Below are 18,594 nucleotides of genomic sequence, written 5' to 3'. Positions count from 1 at the left end.
AACTGGATCAGGCCGCATCAATTCAACGATGGGCTACCGCCTGCGGTGGCCGAAGAAAAACTTAACCCACTGTCCGGGATGGGTTGACCACTACAAGGTAAAGGTGGTGATGAAAGGCGTCAAGGTGGCCGTGCTGGCGGCCCTGTTGTCCCTGTCCGGTTGCTGGCTGTTCACGCCACCGCCTGGAGGGGGTGGTCATGGCGGCCACGGCGGGCCCGGCGGTGGCCCGGAGCAAAGGGGGCCGCGCTAGGGGTCTCGCTCAGGCGTCGAGCGGCTCCAGCCGCAGGGCGACACCGGTCCGTTGCAGGGTGAGGATATCCGCCTCGCGACAGCCGATCAGCCGGCCTTCGGCGGTGCGCAACTGGTCGTCTTCCAGCTGGGCATAGGACTCTGGTTGCCTGCCATCCCCTCCGACCATGATGTACAGCTGCCCGCACAGCAACTGGCCTGCCAGACGGCCATCGTCCAGACCGATCAGGCGATAGCTGCGACGGGCATCGTAGGTAAAGCGCATGGGAGCATCCATTCAGGTGTTTCAGCTCAGAGCCGCGCGGGCACGCAATGTTCAATTGCGAACATCGGCGCACTGCGTTAGCCGGTCCATGGCCATGCCGAAAGCCTGCCCCTCGCAGGGGCGAGGGCAGGCTGACCGCTGGTCGGAAGTTTCCTGAACGGCCGATCAATAACGAAATTGCGCCACCAGGCCCTGGAACGAGGTGGCCAGTCGCGACAGCTCCTGGCTGGAGGCGGCCGTCTGCTGGGCACCGGTGGCGGTCTGGGTGGAGAGGTCCTGGATATTGACCAGATTGCGGTCCACTTCGCGGGCGACCTGGGCCTGCTCCTCGGCGGCGCTGGCGATCACCAGGTTGCGCTCCTCGATCTGGGCAACCCCGGCGGCGATGCGGTCCAGGGCTTCACCCGCCTGGTTGGCGCGCACCTGGGTGCTGTCGGCCAGGGACTGGCTCTTGTGCATGGCGCTCACCGCCTCTTCGGCGCTGCTGCGCACGGCGCTCATCATGCGTTCGATCTCGCCGGTGGAACCCTGGGTGCGATGGGCCAGGGCGCGGACCTCGTCCGCCACCACGGCGAAGCCGCGGCCCTGTTCGCCGGCCCGGGCGGCCTCGATGGCGGCATTGAGCGCCAGCAGGTTGGTCTGCTCGGCGATCCCGCGGATCACCTCCAGCAGCTTGCCGATCTCGCGCACCTGGCCTTCCAGGGTCTGCACCTTCTGGGTGGAATCGGTGATCTCGCCGGTCATTACCGCCATGGCCTGGGCCGCCTGCTGCACCTGCTCGCGACCCTTCTGGGCTTCGCGGCTGGTGTCCTGGGAGGCGGTGGAGGTGGAGGCCGCATTGCGCGCCACCTCTTCCACGGCCGCGGTCATCTGGTTCACCGCGGTGGCGGCCTGCTGCAGTTCATCGTGCTGGCGGACCTGACCTCGGGAAGTCTCCTCGGTCACGGCATGCAATTCCTCGGCGGCCGCGGCGAGCTGGCTGGAGGCACCGGCCATCTGTTGCACGGTGTCTTTCAGGCTGCGCTGCATGCCACCCAGCGCTTGCAGCAGTTGCCCGGCCTCGTCGCGGCGCGAACTCTGGATCGCCTGGGTCAGGTCGCCCTGGGCGACGCGCTCGGCGCTGGTCACCGCCTGGCGGATCGGCGTGACGATCATTCGGGTGATGATGATGCCCAGCGCCAGGGCGCAGAGCGTGGCCAGCAGCAGACCGCCGGCGAGCGTCCAGAAGGCCTTGTCATAGGTAGTCTTTGCCTCGACCCCGGCTTCGGTGCTCTGGCGCTTGTTGGATTCCACCATGATCTTGAAGGAGGCCATGGTCTTGCGATAGGTGGGCTGCACCTGCTCGTTGAGCAACTTGGCCGCACCGGCCACGTCCTTGGCGGCCAAGCGCGCCAGGATGCTGTCGACACCGGCAATATAGGTCTTCCAGTCACGCTCGAAGGCATCGCCAGCCTGCTTTTCATCGTCTTCCAGCGGGGTGGCACGGTAAGCGGCGAAGGGCTTTTCGGCATCGGCCTGGTTGCTCTTCATGGAGGCGATGACGGCCTCCTGGTCGTTCTGGGGTGCCTCGCCATAGGCCATGGACAGCAGGCGGAAGAGGTCGCGGTTATGACCGATGACATTGCTCTTGGCGTCGTTGAGCAGAACGATGGAGCGCAGATTGTCGCTCAGCAGGTTATTCAGCAGCGCATTGAGGCTGTTGAGTCCACTCATGCCCACTGCGCCAATGCCCAGGGTGATCGCCGTGCAAAGACCAAAGGCCACGGCGAGTTTCTTCGCCAGCGCCAGATTGTTGAACCAGACCATGGAGCCTTCCTTTCTGCGAGGTGGGTATCAGCAAGTTGCGCTGGATACCCTCGCTATCGGCACCAACAGTCCGACCTTTAGGTGAGGTGGCGGGCTCACGATCGTTCCGGTCCGCCTTCAGTCGCGTCCATAGAGCCGGTCGACCAGCCGATTGGCCGCCAGCGCCTCCGCCAGACTGGCCAGTTCCGGCCGCGGCCGGCCAAGCAACTGATCGAACACCGCCTGGGCGCCCTGGGGTACGCCGGGGTCCACCCCTTCGACCAGCACCTGGCGATGGCCCTTGGCGTCGTGCAGCACCAGCCGCCCCGCAGAGAGCTCCAGGGTTCCCTCGCTGCCGTCCAGTCGAATGGCCAGGCGCGGACCGCGCAGGGTGGCGCTGGCACGCAGATGAATCGGCAGAGCACCGGCATGGAGCAGGGCCTCGCCGCCATGATCCAGTGGCCAGCGCGGATCGCGGTCCAGCCGACTGTGCGTGACGGTCAGGGCCTCACCGCTTAGCCAGGCGCTGAAATCCAGCAGATGCACCGCCAGATCGCCAAAGGCGCCATAGCCCATGCGGCGCTCGTCCAGGTGCGCCGGCCAGTCGCTGAGCCAACCCTCCAGCAGTCCGGGATGCCCGGCGGTTAGCGACAGGTGGCTGAGCGTGCCGATGGCCCCGTCCCGCGCCCGCTGGCGCAACAGCTGCAGGGCCGGATCGGTGCGCAGATAGAAGCCGCTGAAGCAGGACCGTCCGGCGAGCTGCCTGGCCAGGGCGGTGGCCCGGGCGGCCGAGACGGCCAGCGGCTTTTCCACGAAGAGGTGTCGGGCGCGCGGGAGCAGGGCGGTTACCGCCGCCTCGTGATCCTCGATCGCGGTGGTGACGAAGGCCAGGTCCACTTCGGGCAGCCGGGTGAAGTCGTCCACTACCGGCAGATCATGAGGGGCGGCGAGGCGCCGGGCGCGGGCGGGATCCAGTTCGCTGGCCACCGCCACCACCCGCACCCGCGGATCGGCCAGGCTGGTGTCCAGGTAGTCCTGGGCGTGGATCTGTTCGCAACCGACGATGGCGACGCTGAGCATGACGAGGGGTCCTCTAACGGCAACTGTTCCGTTATGGACCCCGGGTGCGCCGCTAAGCTTCCCCGATCAGGCCGGCTGGTAGGCCTTGCCGAAACGGTTGGCTAGGAAGGCCTCCATGTCCACCTGCTCCTGGGCGATGAAGCCGCGCTGCGGCAGCTTGCCTTCGCGGAACAGATCCAGGGCGGTGCAGATACCGGCGGCGGTGGTGATCTGGATGGCGCTGGTCAGGCGACCGTCGCGCTCGGCGGCAAAGATCTTGCGGCTGAACACCTCCTGCACCAGCTTGCCGCCGCGCATCCCGCTGACGGTGACGAACACCAGCACCACATCCTGCATGGTGGTGGGCACCGCGCCGCGCAGGATGGTCTTGAGCTGCTCCTGGTCACTGGCCAGGCGCAGGTCTTCCAGCAGGAATTTCATCAGGTCGCGATGACCGGGATAGCGCACGGTCTTGTAGTCCAGGGTTTCCACCTGGCCCTGCAGGGTCTCGCAGAGGGTGCCCAGGCCGCCCGAGGTGTTGAAGGCCTCGTATTCCACGCCGTCCAAAGAGAAGTGCTCCAGGCCTTCCAGCGGCTGCACCAGTTGCAGCTCGCCGTTGCGCACCGCCTCGCAGGGGTGGCAGTACTCGTTGACCAGGCCGTCGACGCTCCAGGTCAGGTTGTACTTCAGGGCATTGGTAGGGAATTCCGGCAGGGCGCCGACGCGCATCTTCACCTCGCGCACGCTGTCGAAGCGCTTGGCCAGGGAGTGGGCGGCGATGCCGATGAAGCCCGGCGCCAGACCGCACTGGGGCATGAAGGCATTGCTCGCGCCCTCGGCCAGCTGGCGGATGGTCTTGGTCGCCTTGACGTCTTCGGTCAGGTCGAAATAGTGGGTGTTGGTGGCCTTGGCCGCCTGGGCTACGGGAATCGCCAGGTGATAGGGCAGGGCATTGAGCACCACGTCCTGGTCGTCCAGGGCCGCGGCCAGGGCGCTGGCGTCGGCGGTATCCAGGGTCCGGGTCTGCACGCCCAGGGCAGCGATGGCCGCCAGGGCGCGCTCGTCGCGATCCGCCACCGTCACCTGATAGTCGCCACTGGCGTGCAGCAATTGCGAAATGGTGTAGCCGATATGGCCGGCGCCGAGCAGGGTGACTTTCATGGCGGATCCTCCGTGGTTGAGGCTCCAGCTTAAAAAGTGGCGCTGTCAGATGTGAGCGTCAGAGCGTCGAAGTGTTGTGCTTTATTTGACGAAGCGACGGAGTTTTCGTCGTTTCGACGAAGCGTCTCGCTCGTGGGTCGGAGCGCTGTTACCGAAGGAGGTTTGCGCGGTGACCTTGATCGCGGCCATGGGCCGCTCCTACGGTTACATAGAACCTGTAGGAGCGGCCGCATCGGCGGACCGCCATGGCCGCGATAGGCCGAACGCTCTATGCCCGCTCAGGCGCCGCTGCCCTTATCCGGCACCACCCGCAACAGCTGCCCGTCTTCGCCATCGGTGAGCAGCCAGAGATTGCCGTCCGGTCCACTGCGCACATCGCGCAGACGCTGGTCCAGCTCCTGGAACAGGAGCTCCTGCTGACCGAGCTGGCCGTCCACCAGCGGTATCCGCCGCACCGATTTTTCCCGCAGCGCCGCCACGAACAGACTGCCGCGCCAGGCGGGAAAGCCCTGGCCGTCGTACCAGGTCATGCCGGCCGGGGCGATGGAGGGGGTCCACTCCAGCAGTGGTGGAGTGATGCCCGGCAATTCGCGGAAGGGCGAGATGCGCGCGCCGGTGTAGTCCACGCCGCCGGTGGTCAGCGGCCAGCCATAGTTGGCACCGCTGCGGATCAGATTGAGTTCGTCGCCGCCCTTGGAGCCGTGCTCGTGCTCGTAAAGCGCCTGGCGCTCGGCCACCCAGACCAGGCCCTGGGGATTGCGATGGCCCAGGCTGTAGATCTCCGGCAGGGCGCCGGGTCGCTTGATGAAGGGATTGTCCGCCGGCACCTGGCCGTTGCGGGTGATGCGCACGATCTTGCCCAGATGGGTATCCAGTCGCTGGGCATCGGTACGTTCCACGTTGCCGTCACCCAGGGCGATGGCCAGGGTGCCGTCGCCAAGCAGGGCCATCCGCGCCCCGAAGTGCTGGCCGAAGGCCTTGGCCGGCTGACTGGTGAACAACGGCTGGACGTCCTGCAGGCGTCCGCCCTCCAGCCGCGCGCGTACCACCCTCAAGTGATTGGCCTGGCGCGTGCCTGTCGCATAGGAGAGATAGATCAGCTGGTTACGCGCGAAATCCGGATCCGCCAGCACCTCGAACAGCCCGGCCTGGCCTTCGTTGTAAAGGGTGGGTAGTCCGTCCAGCGCTTCCGCGTGCAATCTAAGGCGGCCGTCTCCATCTGGCACCAGCAGCCGCAAGCGCCCGGCGCCCTCGGTCAGGAGCGCGCGGCCATCGGGCAGGAAGGCCAGCGACCAGGGCCGGTCCAGTCCGGTCGCCACCGTCTCGATCCGATAGGCCGGCGCCGCCAGCGCCAGCGGAACCGCCAGCAGGGCCAGCCAGGCCAGCCAGGCCCAGCGGCCGGAAGCTTTAGGTAACGCTTGAGGTCTACTCCGGGTACTCGCTTTCGCTAGCATCTGCCTCTCTCCAAGGGATCTTTCGACCATGTCTCAACCGCTCTGGCGCGCCCTTTTGCAACCGCGCACCCTGCTGGCGTTCGCCGCGGCCCTGCTGCTGGCCACCGCCTGGGGCAGCCTGGTGCAGACCCAGTACAATCTGGCGGCTCTCCAGGGACTCGGCCAGCCGATCGACCTGCCCACGCGCTGGCGGACCTCGCTGGAGGATCTGCTGGGCTTCGGACCCGTCTATGCCGCGATCGTGCTCGCCGCTTGGTTACCAGCCTTTGCCGCGGCCCTCTGGCTGGGGCGTCACGGCGGTGCCTATCGCGCCTGCCTGCTGCCGCTGGCCAGCAGCCTCAGCCTGATCGCCGCCATCCGCCTGATCGACGCCTTCGCGCCTATGCCGGTGCTCATCTATGCGACGCGCACCCTGGAGGGGCTGCTGGCGATGGCCGTGGGTGGATTGCTTGGCGGGCTGCTGTTCATCTGGCTGGCGCGCTCGGTGGTCCCGCGCTAGGGGAGGGCGCTCAGGACGAGGTCAGCTTCATCAGCACCAGTCCGCTGACGATCAGCGCGGCGGCCAGGATGCGCAGAGGACTCGCCGCCTCGCCCAGCACCAGAATGCCCACCATGAAGGCGCCGACCGCGCCAATGCCGGTCCAGATCGTATAGGCGGTGCCCAGCGGCAGGCTGCGCATTGAGATCGACAGCAGCGCCACGCTGGCCACCATGGCGACCCCGGTGATCAGCGTGGGCGTGAGACGGGTGAAGCCCGCGGACTGCTTCATATAGAACGCCCAGACCACCTCGAGCAGTCCCGCGCACACCAGATAGAACCAAGCCAACGACGGCCTCCTGTAAAACCGGGCCGTCCCGGAACGCTGCCCACCGATCGCCGGGGTCGTCCCCGGGGGCCAAGAGAGAAGGGCGGCAGGCTGCTCCACCGCCTGATCGGCTCTACTATCCTAGCCGTTCATGGCCGCGCCGTTCGACCCGGCCTGGCAGTCGCTACCCATCACCCGCTAGCGCGGCTGGCAGATCTGCATGGCGATCCCGTCGAATTCCCGGTCGAAGCTGGCGCGTTCGGCCGCGCTGAGAAAGCCTTGCTGCCCGACCAGGGCATCGGTCTGGCTGCGCACCGCGGCAATGCGCTCGCTGAAGGCGGTCGCCTGTTCCTGACTGATCCGCTGCGCCTTGCGCGCCGTGCTCACATCCGCCAGCAGCACATTGGCGCGCATGGATACATGCGCCTGCCGCGGATCGGTTATGGCGCCGCCCAGCTCACCCGGGAGTTCACGCTGCTGCTGCAGATTGCAGCTGGGCAAGCCAAGATCGTCGCGAGGTCGTTGTTCCTTGGTACAGGCGCCCAGGGCGAGCGGCAGCAGCAACAGGGGAATCAGGGATTTCATCCAGGTCTCCTCGGAGTGGCCGTGGTGGAGACCTTGAGAGCCCGGGACGGGCGCTTCGTTCAAGAATGGCTCTGCGCCGGGCCTTGGCAAACGCCTTGAAGCCCTAGTCGTCCAGCCGCGCCTGCCGTTCCAGCGCCGCCAGCTGCAGCCGCGCGCCGTCGGCCACCGGCCCTCTGCCAACCGCGCTGCTCTGCAGCAGCGACAGGTTGAGGGCGTGCGCCGCTGCCTCTATCCCCGGACGCAGGGCATGGCCGGCCTGGGCCAGGGCGGTGTCTTCGGTCAGGAGCGGAGCGGCGAGAAATAGAGTGACCGAGCTGGTCAGGAGGTATCTCATGAGGCGTCCTTGCAGGGTGATCACCAGGGTATCGGCATCCGGCCGGCCTGTTGGAGCGGGTCTAGAGGTCAGAGCTTAGAGCAGAATCGCGTTAGCGCCAGGGATAATGGTCAGATAATTCACGCCGGTGATCTGGCGATCGTCTTTTACAGAACGTTTTGAGCGTCTCGGAACGGCTTGAGCGACAGCCATAAACAACAAAGCCCGCGCGATGGCGGGCTTTGCTGAGGTTCACGCAGCGGTGAACGGGAGATGGCGCACTCGGCGGGATTCGAACCCACGACCCCTGCCTTCGGAGGGCAGTACTCTATCCAGCTGAGCTACGAGTGCAGCGATTCGGTGACGCTGAATCGGTCGCCATCATACTCACCTTGCCCTCGACCGTCCATGCCCGCATGCACGATGTTGTTGATTTTGAACGACTGTTTCGCGGGGCTTGGCAAGGGCTGCATAAACAAGGAGGAAGTCCGCGCGAAAACCGCTCCGGCGCTCTTGCGCGGGGGTTCAATATTCTCCTAGGATGCGTTCAATATTTCGAACGCCCAGGGCGGTTCGGACGTTGCTCGAGCGGGCACTGAACGGTGGCGATGCCAGCGTTTCCAGGCCTGACCCTATCGCAGGCGCAGGGGTGTCATGCCCTTGCTTCCGGCCCTTTCAGCCAAGGAGACCGTAATGCAGCTCAAAGACGCTTCCCTGTTTCGCCAGCAAGCCTATGTCGACGGCGCCTGGATCGACGCCGACAGCGGTGCCACCGTTAAGGTGGACAACCCGGCCACCGGCGAGACCCTGGGCACCATTCCCAAGCTCGGTCGCGCCGAGACCAAGCGTGCCATCGATGCCGCCAACCGCGCCCTGCCGGCCTGGCGGGCGCTGACCGCCAAGGAGCGTTCGGCCAAGCTGCGTCGCTGGTACGAGCTGATGATCGAGAACCAGGACGACCTGGGCCGCCTGATGACCCTGGAGCAGGGCAAGCCGCTGGCCGAGGCCAAGGGTGAGATCGCCTACGCCGCCTCCTTCATCGAGTGGTTCGCCGAAGAAGCCAAGCGCATCTATGGTGACACCATCCCCGGCCACCAGGCCGACAAGCGCATCCTGGTGATCAAGCAGCCCATCGGCGTCACCGCCGCCATCACGCCGTGGAACTTCCCCACCGCGATGATCACCCGCAAGGCCGGTCCGGCCCTGGCCGCCGGTTGCACCATGGTGATCAAGCCCGCCAGCCAGACCCCCTATTCGGCGCTGGCCCTGGTCAAGCTGGCCGAGCGCGCCGGCATTCCCAAGGGCGTGCTGAGCGTGGTCACCGGCTCGGCCGCCGAGATCGGCGCCGAGCTGACCGAAAGCCCCATCGTGCGCAAGATCTCCTTTACCGGCTCCACCGAGATCGGTGCCAAGCTGATGGAGCAGAGCGCGCCCACCATCAAGAAGCTGTCGCTGGAGCTGGGCGGCAACGCGCCCTTCATCGTCTTCGACGACGCCGACCTGGACAAGGCCGTGGAAGGCGCCATTGCCTCCAAGTACCGCAACGCCGGCCAGACCTGCGTCTGCGTCAACCGCCTCTACATCCAGGACGGTGTCTACAACGCCTTCGCCGAGAAGTTCAAGGCCGCCGTGGCCAAGCTCAAGGTCGGCAACGGCCTGGAAGAGGGCGTGACCATCGGCCCGCTGATCGACGCCAAGGCCGCGGCCAAGGTGAAGGAACACATCGACGACGCCGTGAGCCAGGGCGCCAAGGTCATCGCCGGGGGCAAGGCCCACGCCAACGGTGGCAGCTACTTCGAGCCGACCATCCTCGCCGACGTGCCCAAGAGCGCCAAGGTGTCCAAGGAAGAGACCTTCGGCCCGCTGGCGCCGCTGTTCCGCTTCAAGGACGAGGCCGAGGTCATCGAACTGGCCAACGACACCGAATTCGGTCTGGCCTCCTACTTCTATGCCCGCGACCTGTCCCGCGTGTTCCGCGTGGCCGAGGCGCTGGAGTACGGCATGGTCGGCATCAACACCGGCCTGATCTCCAACGAGGTCGCCCCCTTCGGTGGCGTCAAGGCCTCGGGCCTGGGCCGCGAGGGCTCCAAGTACGGCATCGAGGAGTACCTAGAGATCAAGTACCTCTGCCTGGGCGTCTGACCCGACGCCGCTGATCTGTTGGGCTTCGCTGTGCTCAACCCAACCTACCAGCACCCGTAGGTTGGGTTGAGACGGCTCCTCCGTCGAAGCCCAACACTTCCAGCTCGCCCCTAGCTTTCCCCCGGCGCGGACGCCGGGCCGTTGGCAGTCGATCATCGTATGCTGCCCGGAATCCGGTCCGCGCCTTTCCCGTAGCCGGCCGCCACGATGAGCGGCCATCGAGGACTGCAATGAGCCACACCAATGATTCCCTGATGCACCGCCGCAGCGCCGCCGTCGCCCGTGGCGTCGGCCAGACCCACCCGATCTTCGTCGCCCGCGCGGAGAACGCCAAGGTCTGGGACGTCGAGGGCAACGAGTTCCTGGACTTCGCCGGCGGCATCGCCGTGCTCAACACCGGCCACCTGCATCCGCGCGTGGTGGCGGCCGTGCAGGAGCAGCTGACCAAGGTCTCCCACACCTGCTTCCAGGTGCTGGCCTACGAGCCCTATGTCGAGGTCTGCGAAAAGCTCAACGAACTGGTGCCGGGCAACTTCCCGAAAAAGACCGCGCTGTTCAACTCCGGCTCCGAAGCCGTGGAGAACGCGGTCAAGATCGCCCGCGCCGCCACCCAGCGTGCCGGCGTCATCGCCTTCTCCAGCGCCTACCACGGTCGCACCATGATGACCCTGTCGCTGACCGGCAAGGTCGCGCCCTATTCGGCCGGCATGGGCCTGATGCCCGGCGGCGTCTATCGCGCGCTCTACCCCTGCGAACTGCATGGCATCAGCGTCGATGACGCCATTGCCAGCGTCGAGCGCATCTTCAAGAACGATGCCGCCCCCGGTGACATCGCGGCCATCATCCTCGAGCCGGTGCAGGGCGAGGGCGGTTTCTATGCCGCGCCTAAGGAATTCATGCAGCGCCTGCGCACCCTGTGCGACACCCACGGCATCCTGCTGATCGCCGATGAAGTCCAGTCCGGTGCCGGCCGGACCGGCACCTTCTTCGCCATGGAGCAGATGGGCGTCGACGCCGACCTGGTGACCTTCGCCAAGTCCATCGCCGGCGGCTTCCCGCTGTCGGGCGTGACCGGTCGCGCCACGGTGATGGATGCCGTCACCCCCGGTGGCCTGGGTGGCACCTACGCCGGCAGCCCCATCGCCTGCGCCGCGGCCCTGGCGGTGATCGAGACCTTCAAGGAAGAGAACCTGCTGGACCGCTCCAAGGCCGTGGGCGAACGCCTCACCGCCGGTCTGCGCGAACTGGCCGCCAAGCACGCGCAGATCTGCGACGTCCGTGGCCTGGGCGCCATGATCGCCATGGAGCTGGGCAAGGGCGGCGACATCGAGCAGCCCGATGCCGAGCTGACCAGCCAGATCGTGGTCCGGGCGCGTCAGAAGGGCCTGATCCTGCTCAGCTGCGGCAGCTACGGCAACGTGCTGCGCATCCTGGTGCCCCTGACCGCCAGCGACGAAGAGCTGGATCGCGGCTTGGCCATTATCGGCGAGTGTTTTGCCGAATTGGCCTGAGTCCTGCCTAAACCGCCCTCCTGGAGGGCGGTTTTTTTGTGACACGCTTGGCACAAACCTCGCTTTGCCGCATCATCCGCCGCTTCGCTTTCCTCAAGCAGGAGTGGGTTGGGATGCCGCCCCTGATACTCATCGTAGACGCCAATCCCTGGACCCGTGACCTGCTCAAGTCGCTGGTGCTGGCCGTGCGTGCCGATGCCCTGGTGCATGAATACGGCCATGGCTATCAGGCCCTCGCCGAACTGGATCAGCGCAAGAGATGCGCCCTGATCATCGTCGAGCGACCGGCCGACTGCGACGGCCTCGACCTGTTGCGGCGCATTCGCCAGCGCGGCGCCCAGCCGCTGCAGCCGGTGATCCTGTTGTCCGACCATTCCGATACCGCCTATGTGCGCGCCGCCCTGCGTCTGGCACCAACGGCCTATCTGGTCAAACCCTATGCGGCGGAAGAGGTATTGCGCCGCCTGCGCAGTCTGTTGCCGCCGGCCGGAGACGCTTCTCAGGCGGCCAGTGCCACGGCCCTGGGTTCGCTTGACGATCATCTGCAGCGCATGGCCGCCGAAATCGACGCCGTGCCGCTGTTCGCCGACTTGCCCGCCATCATCCAGCGCTGCCGCGAGAGCGAGAGCTGCAGCCTGGGCGAACTGGAAACCGAATTCGGCCAGGATCCGCTGGTCACGGCGACCCTGATCGCCGCGGCTAACAGTGCCTCCCAGCGCGTCGGCCAGTCCTGCCAGACCCTCAGCCAGGCCCTGCCGCGGCTGGGCGTCGGCTTCACCCTCAATCTGGTCCTGGGCCTGAGTCTGCGACGCGCAACCCGCCTGGCCGAGCCGCTACTGGCCGGACGCGCCGAGGGCTATCTGCACCTCGCCCAGCGCGCCGCCGATTGCGCGCGGCTGCTGGCGCTGCGCTATGTGCGCGAAGACGCCGAACGCTGCTATACCGCCGGCCTGCTGCACCGCCTGGGTGAGCTGGCCGTGCTGCAAGGCGTGCAGCGCTGGTGCGACGGGGGTGGTGCCATCGACGAAGCCGCGCTGGAACGCGCGCTGCTGAGCTACAGCCTGGAATTCTCCGCGGAATTGCAGCGGCACTGGCGACTGCCGCTGGAGTTGCGCGAGCTGGTGGCCGCGGTGCACAGCCTGCAGGGCGTGTTGCCCAAGCCGTCGCTGATCCTGCACCTGGCGGCGCAGGCGGCGGATCCCGCCCCGGGCGAGTCCCTCGAAGCCCTGCTGGAGCACAAGGCCGGGCGCATGTTGGGGCTGGAGGCGGCGGTCTGGCAGCTGGCCGTCACCCAGCTCAAGCTGAGCTAGCGCCCGGTGTCGGGGCGATAGCCCAGCCGCAGTCCACCCCAGTGCCGGCCATTCACCAGGATCGGCACCGAAAGGTCGTGCATCACCTCGCCGGTGTCTCTCATGTAGGTCTGCAACAGCAGGCGGCGCTGATGGCTGCCGCAGCGCCTGCCGGTGCGGTCGCTGAACAGGCGCTTGCTGCGACTACGCGCGGTATCCACCGCCACGTCGCCGGTGGGCGCATGGGCGAAGGCGCGGTTGTGGGTGGGCACATAGCCTTCCGGGGTACAGGCGATGGCGAAGACCAGGCCGGGATGCTGATCCAGCAGCGGCTCCTGGATCGCCGGTAGCACGCCATCGGTATAGCTGTCGAAACGGGTGCGGTACTTGGCCGGCTGACTGCCGGGCACCGGCTGGTACTGGCGGTCGAAGAGGGCATCCTGGGTGATGCGTCCGGCGGCCAGGTCTTCCTCGAAGCGCCGGCCGATCGCATCTGCGCCCTGGCGCGCCAGTTCGAAGATGCGCTGGTGATAGCTGTCCAGACCGACCTCGGCCAGGCGTTCGCTGCTGGCTTCGGCCATGTCCACCAGTTCGTCGGCGGCGCTGCTGAGCCGGCTGGTCTGGCGCTCGCTGTCGGCCAGATCGCTGTGCACCTGCTCCACCGCCTGGGCCAGGCTTTCCAGCTGGGCGAGATTGGCCGAGGTGCCCTGGGCGATGTCCGCGGCCTGGCGCTCGGCGGTCTGCGCCAGCTGAGCGATCTCCTGCAGGCCTTCGCCGGTGCGTTCGACCTGGCGCACGCCGTCTTCCAGCGCCTGGGCCAGTTCCTGGATCTGCGCCACCACGGCGTCGGTCTGCTGGCTGATGTCGGCAACGATCAGCCCCACCTCGCCGGTCGCGCTGGAGGTCCGCGCCGCCAGGCCCCGGACCTCGTCGGCGACCACGGCGAAACCGCGCCCGTGCTCGCCGGCCCGGGCGGCCTCGATGGCGGCATTGAGCGCCAGCAGGTTGGTCTGGCTGGCGATGCCCTGGATGACCTCGGTGACCTGCTGGATCTTTTCGGTGCGGGCACTCAGGCCGGCGATCAGTTCGCGGCTCTGGCGGGCGTGCTCGCTGAGGGCACGGATGGCGGCGATCGCCGTACTCAGGGCGTCCTGACCGGCCTCGCTGCGCTGGTGCACCTGCCGCGCCACCGCCAGGGCCTGGCGGGCGCTGGCGGCGCTGTCGTGCTCGGTCTGGGTGAGGGCTGAGGCACTGCTGGAAATCTGCGCGGCCGTGCTGGCCTGGGACTGGACCCGAGCCGCCAGCTGCTGGGCGGCAAAGGCCACGCCGGCGATGGCCACGGCGTTGCGCGCCGTGCTGCGCGAGAGATCGCCGGTCAGTTCATCGAAAGACTGGGTGGAAGCGGGTGGTGCCTCGGGCTTGCGTAGCAGCGACCAGGGCCAGAGGGCGGCCATCAGGACCAGCCCCATGCCAGCGGCGGCGGACAGCGTCAGCCCCTGCCAGAGCAGCAGGGCCGCCACGAGGCTGGCCACGTGAAGCGACAACACGATGGGCCAGCGCCTGGGCATGCGACCTCCTTGTTATTCTGCTCGATCGAATACGAAGTGTGACGGCTGTCAGCTTCTTCGATCATGGAGCCGGCTTTCCGGAGGTTGCAACCGCTGTCTGGTCCCGGCGGCTACGACTTTCGTCTTAGCCGCCTGCGGAGGGTCAGGGCGTACGCGGCAGGAAATGCAGCGGCGCACCCCGTTGCAGCCCGGCCAGCACCGGGTGGTCCTTGACCAGTTCCACCTCGATCACCTCGCTCTGCTCCGGCACCCTCAGGGTGACCCGGGTAGTGGCGCCCAGCGGCCGGATGTCGCGCACTTCGGCGGCGTGGTAACCCGGTCGCGGCTCACGCTCCAGCTCCACCTCGTGCGGACGGAACAGCACCTCCTGCTCGCCCAGGGCCAGGCGGTTGGAGTCGCCGAGGAAGTGATAGACGAAGTCGCTCACCGGCTGCTCGTAGACCTCGCCGGGCGAGCCGACCTGCTCGATCTGGCCCTTGTTCATCACCACGATGCGGTCGGCCACCTCCATGGCTTCTTCCTGGTCGTGGGTGACGAACACGGAGGTCAGGTGGATCTCCTCGTGCAGCCGTGCCAGCCAGCGCCGCAGCTCCTTGCGCACCTTGGCATCCAGGGCGCCGAAGGGTTCGTCGAGCAGCAGGATCTTGGGCTCCACCGCCAGGGCGCGGGCCAGGGCGATGCGCTGGCGCTGACCGCCGGAGAGCTGCTCGGGATAGCGATCGGCCAGCCAGTCGAGTTGCACCATGTTCAGCAACTCGTGCACCTTGCTGGCGATCTGCGCCTCGCTCGGCCGCTCGCGGCGCGGCTTCATGCGCAGCCCGAAGGCCACGTTGTCGAACACCGTCATGTGGCGGAACAGCGCATAGTGCTGGAAGACGAAGCCGACATTGCGATCGCGCACGTCACGCCCGGAGACGTCTTCGCCATGGAAGCCGATGTTGCCGGTGTCCGGCGCTTCCAGGCCGGCGATGATGCGCAGCAGGGTGGTCTTGCCGCAGCCCGAGGGGCCGAGCAGGGCGACCAGCTCGCCACTCTCGATGTGCAGGTTGATGTCCTTAAGCGCCTGGAAGGCGCCAAACCTCTTGTTGATGCCCTGGATCTCGATACTCATGGCGGCTTATTCCTCGTCACGGTGCTGCAGTTGGCGGCTCAGGCGACTCTCGCTCCACTGCCGCAGCAGCAGGATCACCAGGGCCATCATCAGCAGCAGGATCGCCACGCTGAAGGCGGCGACGATGTTGTATTCGTTGTAGAGAATCTCGATGTGCAGCGGCAGGGTGTTGGTCAGGCCGCGGATATGGCCGGAGACCACCGACACCGCGCCGAACTCGCCCATGGCCCGGGCGGTACAGAGCACCACGCCATAGATCAGCGCCCATTTCACATTGGGCAGGGTCACGTGCCAGAACAGCTGCCAGCCGCTGGCGCCCAGCAGGCGTGCCGCCTCTTCTTCCTGGGTGCCCTGTTCCTGCATCAGCGGGATCAGTTCGCGGGCCACATAGGGAAAGGTGACGAAGATCGTCGCCAGCACGATGCCCGGTACGGCGAAGACGATCTGGACGTTCACGCTTTGCAGATAGGGGCCCAGCAGTCCCTGGGCGCCGAACAGCAGCACATAGATGAGGCCGGCGATCACCGGCGAGACCGAGAAGGGCAGGTCGATCAGGGTGATCAGCAGGCTCTTGCCGGTGAACTCGAACTTGGTCACGCACCAGGCCGCGGCCAGGCCGAAGGCCAGATTCAGGGGCACCGAGATCGCGGTGGCGAACAGCGTCAGCTTGAGCGCCGAGATTGCATCCGGTTCGCTGATGGCGTCCCAGAAGGCCCCGATGCCGTTGGCCAGGCCCTGGCTCAGCACCATGTACAGCGGCAGCACCAGGACCAGCAAAAAGATCAGCCAGGCGCTGGCGATCAGCGCGATGGCCACCGGGGTGCGCTGCTTGTTGGCGCGCGCATCGGCCTTGGTGGAAGTCATGAGGCTCATGCGGACGTCCTTAGATGTTGGGCTGGATGCGGCGCTGCAGGATATTGATCAGCAGCAGCATGACAAAGGACACCAGCAGCATGAACACGCCGATGCCCGTGGCGCCGGTGTAGTCGTACTGGTCCAGCTTGGAGACGATGAGCAGCGGCAGGATCTCGGTCTTGAACGGGATGTTGCCAGCGATGAACACCACCGAACCGTACTCGCCCACGCCGCGGGCGAAGGCCAGGGCGAAACCGGTCAGCCAGGCCGGCAGCAGGGTCGGCACCAGCACGTAGCGGAACACCTGCCAGGGGCGCGCGCCCAGGCAGGTGGCGGCTTCCTCGAGCTCCTTGGGGATGTCCGCCAGCACCGGCTGCAGGGTGCGCACCACGAAGGGCAGGGTGACGAAGATCAGCGCCAGGGTGATGCCGATCGGCGTGTAGGCGATCTTGAAGGGAAACAGCGAACCGATCAGACCGTTGGGCGCATAAAGGGCCGTCAGGGCGATGCCGGCCACCGCGGTGGGCAGGGCGAAGGGCAGATCGACCATGGCATCGATCAGCTTGCGCCCGGGAAATTCGTAGCGCACCAGCACCCAGGCCAGCAGGGTGCCGAGGATGCCGTTGACGAAGGCGGCGAGCAGGGCCGTGCCAAAGGACAGCTGCAAAGCGGCCAGCACCTGGCGCCCGGTGATCAGCGACCAGAACTGCCCGAGGGTCAGCTGGCTGGCGTGAAGGAACATGGCGCCCAGCGGGATCAGCACGATCAGCGCGAGGTAGGTCAGGGAGAATCCCAGGGTCAACCCGAAGCCGGGTATGACCGGGGAGAGACGGCGAGGCATGAGACGTCCTTCTGCAAGGCGCCCCGGCGATGCATTCGCCAGGGCGCAGAGGGGTGGAACGATACCTGTTCCGGGCCGGTCAGCGTGAGCCGTCCCGGCCGGGGTGCTATTTGTTGATGTCGGCGAAGATCTTGTCGAACACGCCGCCGTCGGCGAAGTACTTGGGCTGCGCCTCTTTCCAGCCGCCGAATTCCTCGTCGATGGTCACCAGCTTGACCGGCTTGAACTGATCCTTGAATTCCGCCGCCACCTTGGCATCGCGGGGACGATAGAAGTTCTGCGCGGCGATGCGCTGGCCCTCGGGGCTGTAGAGATACTGCAAATAGGCCTCGGCCTGCTTGCGGGTGCCCTTCTTGTCGACCACCTTGTCCACCACCGCCACCGGGGGCTCCGCCAGGATCGACAGCGACGGGGTGACGATCTCCAACTGGTCGCCGCCTTCTTCCTTGAGCGACAGATAGGCTTCGTTTTCCCAGGCGATCAGCACGTCGCCCAGCTGACGCTGCACGAAGCTGATGGTGGCGCCGCGGGCGCCGGTGTCCAGCACCGGGGCGTGGCGATAGAGCTCGGTGACGAACTTGAGCGCCTCGGCGTCGCTGCCGTACTTGGCCTTGGCATAGGCCCAGGCGGCGAGGAAGTTCCAGCGGGCGCCGCCAGAGGTCTTGGGATTGGGGGTGATGACCTGGACATCCTTCTTCACCAGGTCGTCCCAGTCCTTGATGCCCTTGGGATTACCCTTGCGCACCAGGAAGACGATGGTCGAGGTGTAGGGGGTGCTGTTGTCCGCCAGACGCTTCTGCCAGTTGGGGTCGACCAGCTGCTGGCGCAGGTTGAGGGCATCGATATCGCCGGATAGCGCCAGGGTCACCACATCCGCCTGCAGGCCATCGATCACCGAGCGCGCCTGCTTGCCGGAGCCGCCATGGGAATTCTTGATGGTCACGTCTTCGCCGGTCTCGGCCTTCCAGTGCTTGGCGAAGGCGGCGTTGTACTGCTGGTAAAGCTCGCGGGTCGGATCGTAGGACACGTTGAGCAACTCAACGGCGTGGATTTGGGTGGCGAACAGGGCACCGGCCAGCGCGGCCAGGGCGAAACGGCGAATCGACATGAAAAGGCTCCTTGACGTGAGAATGCCGGACACCGTCTGGCGGGCACCTTGCCCGCTCGTCCGCTGACCTCGAGAACTCAGTGCTTGTTGGGGTGGCCGCTCTGGGGCCGGAATTTTTCCTTACGCTCGATCTGCACCACCTGCCCGTTGTGCACGGTGATCTCGATGGCGCCGAACCTGAGTCCGCGCAAAGCCTGCTGGATATCGCGGAGCAGTGCGGTTTCGTCCTGGTTTTCCAGGCTGCGGAACGGAACGGAGCTCATGGGACGGCGTCCTCGGAGGTGGAGATGGGCGAAGAGGTGGACCATCTTAGGATGCCGGTCTTTATTTCTTAAAATTGCTAATAATGCTTTATTTATTCAATTTTAGAATTAGCAGTCTGTGAAGGACACGTTATGTAGCAAAAGGGAGAGCTGGATTTATCGTCCGCCGCGGCAATAATGCGCGAACGCCTGTTCACTGAACTTTCCGTGACAGTTGCACTACACAACC

The 18,594-nt window shown here is 66.3% G+C and carries 19 protein-coding genes, 1 tRNA gene and 1 pseudogene; 5 read left to right on the top strand and 16 right to left on the bottom strand.

The window, feature by feature from the left end:
- The coding region (locus EC839_RS24405) for a hypothetical protein (RefSeq protein ID WP_218568252.1) at positions 1-250 on the top strand (250 nt) is incomplete at its 5' end.
- Positions 251-259: 9 nt separating this feature from the next.
- Here EC839_RS24405 and EC839_RS19200 read toward each other — a convergent pair.
- The 6 genes and pseudogenes from EC839_RS19200 to EC839_RS19180 form a co-directional block, all read right to left on the bottom strand.
- Positions 260-514 (bottom strand): hypothetical protein, encoded by a 255-nt coding sequence (locus tag EC839_RS19200; protein ID WP_007160747.1) that lies wholly within the window; start codon positions 512-514, stop codon positions 260-262.
- 165 nt (positions 515-679) lie between these two features.
- A complete protein-coding gene (locus tag EC839_RS25100; protein ID WP_372237678.1) occupies positions 680-1,510 on the bottom strand; it encodes a methyl-accepting chemotaxis protein in 831 nt (276 codons plus the stop codon).
- 27 nt (positions 1,511-1,537) lie between these two features.
- Positions 1,538-2,320, bottom strand: a pseudogene (locus EC839_RS25095) (MCP four helix bundle domain-containing protein); the annotation flags it as partial.
- A gap of 117 nt (positions 2,321-2,437) precedes the next feature.
- Entirely contained in the window at positions 2,438-3,379 is a 942-nt protein-coding gene (locus EC839_RS19190; RefSeq protein WP_007160749.1) for a Gfo/Idh/MocA family protein, read from the bottom strand.
- 66 nt (positions 3,380-3,445) lie between these two features.
- Positions 3,446-4,519, bottom strand: coding sequence for a saccharopine dehydrogenase family protein (locus EC839_RS19185; RefSeq protein WP_027600883.1), 1,074 nt, complete (start codon positions 4,517-4,519; stop codon positions 3,446-3,448).
- A gap of 278 nt (positions 4,520-4,797) precedes the next feature.
- The gene (locus EC839_RS19180; protein ID WP_007160751.1) at positions 4,798-5,973 is read right to left on the bottom strand and encodes a PQQ-dependent sugar dehydrogenase; all 1,176 of its coding nucleotides are present in this window, start codon (positions 5,971-5,973) and stop codon (positions 4,798-4,800) included.
- A gap of 28 nt (positions 5,974-6,001) precedes the next feature.
- On the opposite strand from EC839_RS19180, the gene EC839_RS19175 reads away from it, so the two are divergent.
- Positions 6,002-6,472 carry a hypothetical protein gene (locus EC839_RS19175; RefSeq protein ID WP_039975805.1) on the top strand — a complete coding sequence of 157 codons (471 nt, stop codon included), beginning with the start codon at positions 6,002-6,004 and terminating at the stop codon, positions 6,470-6,472.
- A 10-nt stretch (positions 6,473-6,482) separates the two neighbouring features.
- Here EC839_RS19175 and sugE read toward each other — a convergent pair whose 3' ends face one another.
- The 4 genes from sugE to EC839_RS19155 form a co-directional block, all read right to left on the bottom strand.
- Positions 6,483-6,800, bottom strand: coding sequence for a quaternary ammonium compound efflux SMR transporter SugE (gene sugE / locus EC839_RS19170; protein WP_007160753.1), 318 nt, complete (start codon positions 6,798-6,800; stop codon positions 6,483-6,485).
- A gap of 177 nt (positions 6,801-6,977) precedes the next feature.
- Positions 6,978-7,364 carry a hypothetical protein gene (locus EC839_RS19165; RefSeq protein WP_007160754.1) on the bottom strand — a complete coding sequence of 129 codons (387 nt, stop codon included), beginning with the start codon at positions 7,362-7,364 and terminating at the stop codon, positions 6,978-6,980.
- 103 nt (positions 7,365-7,467) lie between these two features.
- On the bottom strand, positions 7,468-7,698 hold the full coding sequence (locus EC839_RS19160) for a hypothetical protein (RefSeq protein ID WP_039975808.1): 231 nt from the start codon (positions 7,696-7,698) through the stop codon (positions 7,468-7,470).
- 253 nt (positions 7,699-7,951) lie between these two features.
- Positions 7,952-8,028 (bottom strand) — tRNA-Arg (locus EC839_RS19155).
- Positions 8,029-8,370: 342 nt separating this feature from the next.
- On the opposite strand from EC839_RS19155, the gene gabD reads away from it, so the two are divergent.
- The 3 genes from gabD to EC839_RS19140 all read left to right on the top strand — a co-directional run bounded on the left by gabD (position 8,371) and on the right by EC839_RS19140 (position 12,640).
- Positions 8,371-9,819 carry an NADP-dependent succinate-semialdehyde dehydrogenase gene (gabD, locus tag EC839_RS19150; protein ID WP_007160756.1) on the top strand — a complete coding sequence of 483 codons (1,449 nt, stop codon included), beginning with the start codon at positions 8,371-8,373 and terminating at the stop codon, positions 9,817-9,819.
- 230 nt (positions 9,820-10,049) lie between these two features.
- Complete coding sequence (gene gabT, locus EC839_RS19145) at positions 10,050-11,330, top strand: 4-aminobutyrate--2-oxoglutarate transaminase (protein ID WP_007160757.1); 1,281 nt, start codon at positions 10,050-10,052, stop codon at positions 11,328-11,330.
- A gap of 113 nt (positions 11,331-11,443) precedes the next feature.
- Positions 11,444-12,640: an HDOD domain-containing protein gene (locus EC839_RS19140; RefSeq protein WP_007160758.1), complete on the top strand. Its 1,197-nt coding sequence runs from the start codon at positions 11,444-11,446 to the stop codon at positions 12,638-12,640.
- Here the strand turns inward: EC839_RS19140 and EC839_RS19135 are convergent.
- The 6 genes from EC839_RS19135 to oscA form a co-directional block, all read right to left on the bottom strand.
- Positions 12,637-14,073 (bottom strand): methyl-accepting chemotaxis protein, encoded by a 1,437-nt coding sequence (locus EC839_RS19135; RefSeq protein WP_372237677.1) that lies wholly within the window; start codon positions 14,071-14,073, stop codon positions 12,637-12,639. The two genes, EC839_RS19140 and EC839_RS19135, sit on opposite strands and share 4 nt — an antisense overlap.
- Positions 14,074-14,329: 256 nt before the next feature.
- Complete coding sequence (locus EC839_RS19130; protein ID WP_007160760.1) at positions 14,330-15,298, bottom strand: sulfate/molybdate ABC transporter ATP-binding protein; 969 nt, start codon at positions 15,296-15,298, stop codon at positions 14,330-14,332.
- Positions 15,299-15,304: 6 nt separating this feature from the next.
- Positions 15,305-16,171 (bottom strand): sulfate ABC transporter permease subunit CysW, encoded by an 867-nt coding sequence (gene cysW / locus EC839_RS19125; protein WP_007160761.1) that lies wholly within the window; start codon positions 16,169-16,171, stop codon positions 15,305-15,307.
- Between the two features lie 10 nt (positions 16,172-16,181).
- Positions 16,182-16,994 carry a sulfate ABC transporter permease subunit CysT gene (cysT, locus tag EC839_RS19120; protein ID WP_007160762.1) on the bottom strand — a complete coding sequence of 271 codons (813 nt, stop codon included), beginning with the start codon at positions 16,992-16,994 and terminating at the stop codon, positions 16,182-16,184.
- Between the two features lie 106 nt (positions 16,995-17,100).
- The gene (locus EC839_RS19115) at positions 17,101-18,102 is read right to left on the bottom strand and encodes a sulfate ABC transporter substrate-binding protein (RefSeq protein WP_007160763.1); all 1,002 of its coding nucleotides are present in this window, start codon (positions 18,100-18,102) and stop codon (positions 17,101-17,103) included.
- 77 nt (positions 18,103-18,179) lie between these two features.
- Entirely contained in the window at positions 18,180-18,365 is a 186-nt protein-coding gene (gene oscA / locus EC839_RS19110; protein ID WP_007160764.1) for a sulfur starvation response protein OscA, read from the bottom strand.
- Between the last annotated feature and the right edge of the window lie 229 nt (positions 18,366-18,594).

The sequence above is a fragment of the Pseudomonas sp. JUb52 genome, assembly GCF_004341115.1.
GTDB classification, from domain to species: Bacteria; Pseudomonadota; Gammaproteobacteria; order Pseudomonadales; family Pseudomonadaceae; genus Chryseomonas; species Chryseomonas oryzihabitans.
The sequence above is the reverse complement of the archived record's forward strand: the minus strand, read 5'-3'. Positions and strand labels throughout refer to the sequence as shown.

Bases quoted from the DNA above. Each gene is read 5' to 3' on its own strand.
- EC839_RS19200 (WP_007160747.1), bottom strand. From the start codon at position 514: ATGCGCTTTACCTACGATGCCCGTCGCAGCTATCGCCTGATCGGTCTG.
- EC839_RS25100 (WP_372237678.1), bottom strand. From the start codon at position 1,510: ATGGCCGGTGCCTCCAGCCAGCTCGCCGCGGCCGCCGAGGAATTGCAT.
- EC839_RS19190 (WP_007160749.1), bottom strand. From the start codon at position 3,379: ATGCTCAGCGTCGCCATCGTCGGTTGCGAACAGATCCACGCCCAGGAC.
- EC839_RS19185 (WP_027600883.1), bottom strand. From the start codon at position 4,519: ATGAAAGTCACCCTGCTCGGCGCCGGCCATATCGGCTACACCATTTCG.
- EC839_RS19180 (WP_007160751.1), bottom strand. From the start codon at position 5,973: ATGCTAGCGAAAGCGAGTACCCGGAGTAGACCTCAAGCGTTACCTAAA.
- EC839_RS19175 (WP_039975805.1), top strand. From the start codon at position 6,002: ATGTCTCAACCGCTCTGGCGCGCCCTTTTGCAACCGCGCACCCTGCTG.
- EC839_RS19165 (WP_007160754.1), bottom strand. From the start codon at position 7,364: ATGAAATCCCTGATTCCCCTGTTGCTGCTGCCGCTCGCCCTGGGCGCC.
- EC839_RS19160 (WP_039975808.1), bottom strand. From the start codon at position 7,698: ATGAGATACCTCCTGACCAGCTCGGTCACTCTATTTCTCGCCGCTCCG.
- gabD (WP_007160756.1), top strand. From the start codon at position 8,371: ATGCAGCTCAAAGACGCTTCCCTGTTTCGCCAGCAAGCCTATGTCGAC.
- gabT (WP_007160757.1), top strand. From the start codon at position 10,050: ATGAGCCACACCAATGATTCCCTGATGCACCGCCGCAGCGCCGCCGTC.
- EC839_RS19140 (WP_007160758.1), top strand. From the start codon at position 11,444: ATGCCGCCCCTGATACTCATCGTAGACGCCAATCCCTGGACCCGTGAC.
- EC839_RS19135 (WP_372237677.1), bottom strand. From the start codon at position 14,073: ATGGCCGCCCTCTGGCCCTGGTCGCTGCTACGCAAGCCCGAGGCACCA.
- EC839_RS19130 (WP_007160760.1), bottom strand. From the start codon at position 15,298: ATGAGTATCGAGATCCAGGGCATCAACAAGAGGTTTGGCGCCTTCCAG.
- cysW (WP_007160761.1), bottom strand. From the start codon at position 16,171: ATGAGCCTCATGACTTCCACCAAGGCCGATGCGCGCGCCAACAAGCAG.
- cysT (WP_007160762.1), bottom strand. From the start codon at position 16,994: ATGCCTCGCCGTCTCTCCCCGGTCATACCCGGCTTCGGGTTGACCCTG.
- EC839_RS19115 (WP_007160763.1), bottom strand. From the start codon at position 18,102: ATGTCGATTCGCCGTTTCGCCCTGGCCGCGCTGGCCGGTGCCCTGTTC.
- oscA (WP_007160764.1), bottom strand. From the start codon at position 18,365: ATGAGCTCCGTTCCGTTCCGCAGCCTGGAAAACCAGGACGAAACCGCA.